This is a genomic window from Streptococcus sp. k-163 (genome assembly GCF_013277555.1).
Lineage (GTDB): Bacteria > Bacillota > Bacilli > Lactobacillales > Streptococcaceae > Streptococcus.
This window is the reverse complement of the sequence record NZ_VMND01000026.1, coordinates 1-6,902: the sequence shown is the minus strand read 5'-3', so window position 1 is coordinate 6,902 and position 6,902 is coordinate 1. Positions and strand designations below refer to the sequence as shown.

Here is a 6,902-nt window from a genome sequence, read left to right as displayed (position 1 = left end):
ACACCTAAGAAACCAGATGGCTCAACATACCCACCAGGAACTAAGGTAGAAATCCCAGGTAAAGATGGTAACCCAATCACAGTAACAATCGGTGAAGACGGTAAAGGTAAAGTACCAAACAGTGAATTACCAGAAGGTAAAGTTCCAGGTACAGCTAAGATTACAGAACCAGGTCAACCAACAGTTGAAGTTCCTGATGTAACAACACCAGGTAAAGTCACACCATCAACACCAACAGATACAAATCCAGTTGCACCAGTGACACCTGATACGCCAGTCAAACCTGATACTAATGGAGATTCTGGTCAAGATAAACCGGCACCAGCTACTCCAACTCCAAATGCAGTTACTCCGAATGCAAATCAGGTAGATACTAAGACTACTGTTGATAATGGAGCTAAGTCAAATGATTCTCAAAATGTATTGCCAAATACAGGAACAGAATCAAATGCGGCTCTTGCATCTCTAGGACTTCTTGGACTATTGAGTGGATTTGGACTTGTAGCTCGCAAGAAAAAAGAAGACTAAACATTTAGTCAGAATATGAACTGTTCATTGTTAAGTGGACAATGAATGGAAAAGATTAAACAACGGCTTTGTTCCTCGTTTTAAGAGGTACAAGGCCGTTGTTGTGTTTTTGGAAAGTAGATGCTAATCTTTGTACTAAGAAGCTCTCAATTGGATACGCTATTAATTGGGATATGGAGTGAGTCATTTGTTACCATTAAATTTTTTAGGTGATTATTTTTTACTATTAAAAATGACGATGAATTATCTGATACGATAGGTGGTTACAGATTTATTTTAAAGCTAGAGAGTTTGTTGTATTCAAAATATAACATAATAACATTTTGTGTATAGTTAAACAATTTATCCTTTATTCTATGGAATAAAACAGTTTTGTCTTGTGTAAATATATTAAAAATGGTATAATCGAGCTGTGATAGCTGTGATAGCTGTGATAGCTGTGATAGCTGTGATAGCTGTGATGTGTAAACATGCTCATCATAGTAGGCTTCATGGGTGCGTTACTATAAGAAGTGTAGCCATGAAGAATACTTTTAATTTGATTTTGTGTTTTAACATAAGGAGGAACAATGGAAAATAAGTCAAATTCGCTCAATAGAATAAAGCGCCAGCAACGTGAAAAAGTTTTGCGCTTTTCTATTCGTAAATATAGTTTCGGTGCGGCTTCAGTTGCTGTTGCAGCGCTGATGTTTTTGGGTGCCCGCGTTGCGAGTGCGGATAGTCTAGTTGACAAGACTTCACAACTTAATGCGGGTGTAGTAAACCCTAAAGATGAGGCCAAGTTGCCTCAAGAGAGTACAGACACTACTGAAAAAAATGTAGACGCAGAAAATCAAGCGCTTACAACTGCTACACCTGGCGCGTCTACAGTTGATAAAGCCAAGTTGAAAAAAGTAGTTGAAGAATTAAATGTTCTTCTTTCAACTAAATTAAACCTTGACGAGTCAGTAGTATCGCCTGTTACAGACAGACTTCAAAAAGGGAAAGAAGCCCTAGAAAGTTCTGAGCTAGCTCAAAAGGATATCGATGAACTTGTAGAACTCTTGTCTAAAGATGTGACAGTCGTATCAGCTGCTAAGGAAGCAACTGAGGTTCAAGTTGATAAACAAGCAGATAAAACTGAGAAGCCAGCCGACAATCTAGCAAGTCAAACTTCTCCTGAAGTAAGCGCCAGCGAAGAGAGTCAAACTGTATCAGCTAAAAAAGATACTTTGAAAGTATCTGTAGATCAATTGCAGGCAGCTGTTTTGGAATTGCCTGAGCAGGAGACTAGCAAAGAAGTTCTTGAAAAAGCCAATGAACTATTGGGCTTGGCTCAAGGTGTTCTTGAAAATACAACAGTTTCTCTGAACGATGTTGAAGATATGACAAAACGTGTGAAGAGAATGTTTAACTCTGTTAAAAACGCTACAACACGTTTGACTTCAGGTGCTCGTGACTCACGTAATGGCAAGAGCATGGGTCAAGGAACAAGTTTTAGAGCAAATGGTCAGATTAGTTCAGGAGCCTTAGCAAATATTAAATATTTTGCTTCTGTTGACCCTAACAAAAACGGAGGCAGAAGAACTCGAAATAATGAGCCTGAATTAACATTAAATAAAACAGATATCAAAGCCTACTACATGGAAGATAGTCAAGGTAAATGGATTGTCTACGATGTGTTCTTCAATAACGATGGACATAAGATGACAGAGAACACTTATCAACAACACTATTACTTCCAAGCGCCATTTAATATCATGGATCCATCTAATACGGTAAAGGATTTAACATTTACTCGTTATCGTAATACTGGAGGTAGAAGACTTTCTGATGGTTTCCAAGGATTCGAACAATATGGTAATACTGCAACAATCACAAATCCATGGAGTCAGCAATATCGTATTTTTAATGCTGATAGAGATACGTTTTATGATCCAAATTCAGGGGTGACTCGTAATAATCAAAGATGGGATGTATTTAAATATAACCAAGATGATCCTACTCTAAATCAACTTACTAAAGATAAAAATGGTAATTATCCAGGACTATCTTATTATCTAGGGGTAGATGTCAGAAGAGAAAGTACCGATTATGCAATGCATATGCATGCGAAGATTAAGTTGAAAAATAATATTACTGAAGCAGAGGCGAATGCTTATGGTCGTGCATATGCGGCATCCGTAACAAAAGCATCTGGAACTAGCTACTCATATATTATGGGGGCAACAGGTACTCGTTTACAAAATGATCCAGATGCACCTAAAGATCCAATTAAAGGTTTAACAGTTACAAAAACAGTAGGAGATAATGCAGGAGATCCAATCAACCCTGTATCTTCAGGTTATGTTACACATAAAAATGGAAAATCATTCCCTGCAGGTATGAACTGGACTTGGAAAGATAATAATTCACCAAGTACAGCACAAGCCGGAGTATTCAAGTATAAATCTATTGCAACTTATAAAGATGGTTCTAGTTCAGAAGATAAAAATTCAGGTTCAGATGGAACAGTTACATTAAACGTTAAACCAAAACAACCGATTATTACACCAAATCTTGAACATAAAAAAGGCTTACCAAATCAACAAATTACTGTAAATGTTGGAAACGGAGTACCGAACAATTCTAAAGTTAATATTTACGATGGTGATAGAATTATCGGAACTGGAACAACTAATGGACAGACTGCTACAGTTACAGTTAAAGAACCTTTACCAGGAAAACCACTTAAAGCTGAAACAGTAGTTACTAATAGTAATGGAACAGTAACTTCTGATAAAAGTAACCCTGTTACTCCAACAGAAGCACCAGATAACCAACCACCTACATTAACAATCTCACCAGCTAGCCAAAACGTAGTAGAAGGTCAACAAGTAACCTTCACAGTAACAGCAAGAGACGATAAACATGTTAATTTTGATCCTAGTGATTTAACAACGAAATATAGTAGTAGACTTATTACAGGGAATGTATCTGCAACTCCATTAACAAACACGGATACTGAACAATCAAGACGAATTACAATTACAACAACTGCAGAAGATGTTGGTAAAACGAATACGATTACATTTAAGGCTACTGATAATGCAGGTCACGCAGCTAAACCAGTAACATTTACTTTCACTGTAACATCTCGTGATAAGATAGCACCAACAATTACAGCAGCAGATGCTACAGTAACTAAAAACGAACCAATCACGCCAATCCCTGTGACAGCTGTAGATAATCCAGGTGGAGTTGGAATGCGTGATAATAATCCAATTGAGGTAAGCAATTTACCACAAGGATTAAAATATGAAAATGGCAAAATTACAGGAACTACGAATGCTAAAACAGGATTCTATACTGTAAAAATTAAAGCATATGATAAAAATAATAATTCTTCAGAAAAAACAATAAGAATTACTGTTCAAGAGCAAGCTAGCAAATATAATCCGACAGGAGACACGTTAACTGTAAACCAAGGTCAGCCAATCACAGATGATGCAGTAAAAGCAAAAGTGAAGAACTATGCACCAGGAACATTAACGGTAGAAAGCAAACCAACTTCAACTGCAACAGCAGGAAATGCAGGAAATGCGGTTGTAAAAGTAACCTATTCAGATGGATCAAGTGATACTGTAAATGTACCAGTTACAGTAAAAGACGTAACAGGACCAACAATCACAGCCAATGATACAACTGTAACTAAAAACGAGCCAATTACTCCAATCCCTGTAACAGCTGTAGATAATACAGGTGGTGTTGGAATGCGTGATAATAATCCAATTCAGGTAAGCAATTTACCACAAGGATTAAAATACGAAAATGGTCAAATTACAGGAACTACGAATGCTAAAACAGGATTCTATACAGTACGAATCACAGCATACGATAAAAACAATACGCCATCAACCAAAGCAATCAGAATCACTGTTCAAGAGCAAGCTAGCAAATATAATCCGACAGGAGACACGTTAACAGTTAACCAAGGTCAGCCAATCACAGATGAAGCAGTAAAAGCAAAAGTAACAAATTATGGCCCTGGAACATTAACGGTACAAAGTAAACCAACTTCAACTGCAACAGCAGGAAATGCAGGAAATGCGGTAGTTAAAGTTACATATCCAGATGGATCAAGTGATACTGTAGATGTACCAGTTACAGTAAAAGACGTAACAGGCCCAACAATTACAGCAGAAAGCGCAACAGTAACTAAAAACACACCAATTACACCAATCCCTGTAACAGCTGTAGATAATCCAGGTGGAGTTGGAATGCGTGATAATAATCCAATTCAGGTAAGCAATTTACCACAAGGATTAAAATACGAAAATGGTCAAATTACAGGAACTACGAATGCCAAAACAGGATTCTATACAGTACGAATCACAGCATACGATAAAAACAATACGCCATCAACCAAATCAATCAGAATCACTGTTCAAGATCAGTTAGCAGGAACAGCAACAGGAAAAACTGTCCCAGAAAAAACACCAGTCCCAGCAAATACTAAGGTAGTAACACCAAATAGACCAGGTACAACGATTACAACAGATAAACCAGTAAATGGTTTAACAGTTGATAACGGCGGAAATCTAGTAGGAACACCAACAGTAGACAATTGGAAACCAAAAGAAGAAGAACGCACAGTCGAAATTCCAGTTAAACTGAAAAATGGCCCAGAAGAAGCTGTAGTCAAAGTTCCAGTTAAAATTCAACGTGATACAGATGGAGACGGTATTCCAGATGTGACTGATCCAGACGATGACAATGATGGAATTCCAGATACAGAAGATGCAACTCCAAAAGTAGCAGATAAATTAACAGGAACAGTAACAGGAAAAACTGTCCCAGAAAAAACACCAGTACCAGCGAATACTAAGGTAGTAACACCAAACAAACCAGGTACAACGATTACAACAGATAAACCAGTAAATGGTTTAACAGTTGATAACGGCGGAAATCTAGTAGGAACACCAACAGTAGACAATTGGGAACCAAAAGAAGAAGAACGCACAGTCGAAATTCCAGTTAAACTGAAAAAAGGTACAGAAGAAGTTGTAGTCAAAGTTCCAGTTAAAATTCAACGCGATACAGATGGAGACGGTATTCCAGATGTGACTGATCCAGATGATGACAACGATGGAATTCCAGATACAGAAGATGCAAATCCAAAAGTAGCGGATAAATTAACAGGAACAGTAACAGGAAAAACTGTCCCAGAAAAAACACCAGTCCCAGCAAATACTAAGGTAATCACACCAAACAAACCAGGTACAACGATTACAACAGATAAACCAGTAAATGGTTTAACAGTTGATAACGGCGGAAATCTAGTAGGAACACCAACAGTAGACAATTGGGAACCAAAAGAAGAAGAACGCACAGTCGAAATTCCAGTTAAACTGAAAAAAGGCACAGAAGAAGTTGTAGTCAAAGTTCCAGTTAAAATTCAACGTGATACAGATGGAGATGGCATTCCAGATGTGACTGATCCAGATGATGACAACGATGGCATTCCAGATGAGGAAGAAATCACAAATGGAACAGATCCTAAGACACCAACAACTCAAACTCCTACAATCGAAATTACTCAACAACCAAATGGAAATGCGATTGTAACACCTAAGAAACCAGATGGAAAACCATATCCACCAGGAACTAAGGTAGAAATCCCAGGTAAAGATAAGGATCACCCAATCACAGTAACAATTGGTGACAATGGATCAGGTGAAGTACCAAATGACAAACTTCCTAAGAAAGCTGTTCCAGGAAAAGGAACAGTAACAGAACCTAATAAGAACCCATCAAAACCAGTAGATGTAACAACACCAGCTCATAAGACACCAACACTCGATGTTGAACAAGATCCTAAGACAGGTGATGTAACAGTAACACCGAAGAGACCAGATGGTTCAACATTCCCACCAGGAACTAAGGTAGAAATTCCAGGTAAAGATAAAGACCAATCACAGTAACAATCGGTGAAGACGGAAAAGGTAAAGTACCAAACAGTGAATTACCAGAAGGTAAAGTTCCAGGAACAGGTAAGATTACAGAACCAGGTAGACCAACAGAAGAAGTTCCAGTTGAAACGCCAAGTAAGATAATACCAGGTGCTCCAACAACAGAACAACCAGTTGAGATTGAAATTAATCAAAAACCAAATGGTGATGCAGTAGTAACGCCTAAGAAAGAAGATGGAAAACCATACCCATCAGGAACTAAGGTAGAAATCCCTGGTGAAGATAAAGATGGAAACCCAATTACAATCACTGTTACGATTGGCGACAATGGTTCAGGTGAAGTACCAAATGACAAACTTCCTAAGAAAGATATCCCAGGAAAAGGAAAAGTAACAGAACCTAATAAGAAACCATCACAACCAGTAGATGTAACAACACCAGCTC

The 6,902-nt window shown here is 37.9% G+C and carries 3 protein-coding genes; 2 read left to right on the top strand and 1 reads right to left on the bottom strand.

Going from position 1 to position 6,902, the window contains the following annotated elements:
• On the top strand, positions 1-528 hold a 528-nt coding region (locus tag HT731_RS09120), incomplete at its 5' end, for an LPXTG cell wall anchor domain-containing protein (protein ID WP_173278635.1).
• Positions 529-1,097: 569 nt separating this feature from the next.
• Positions 1,098-6,470 (top strand): Rib/alpha-like domain-containing protein, encoded by a 5,373-nt coding sequence (locus HT731_RS09115; RefSeq protein ID WP_173278633.1) that lies wholly within the window; start codon positions 1,098-1,100, stop codon positions 6,468-6,470.
• A 178-nt stretch (positions 6,471-6,648) separates the two neighbouring features.
• Here the strand turns inward: HT731_RS09115 and HT731_RS09475 are convergent.
• Positions 6,649-6,902: hypothetical protein (locus HT731_RS09475; RefSeq protein ID WP_173278631.1), on the bottom strand; the 254-nt coding region annotated here is incomplete at its 5' end.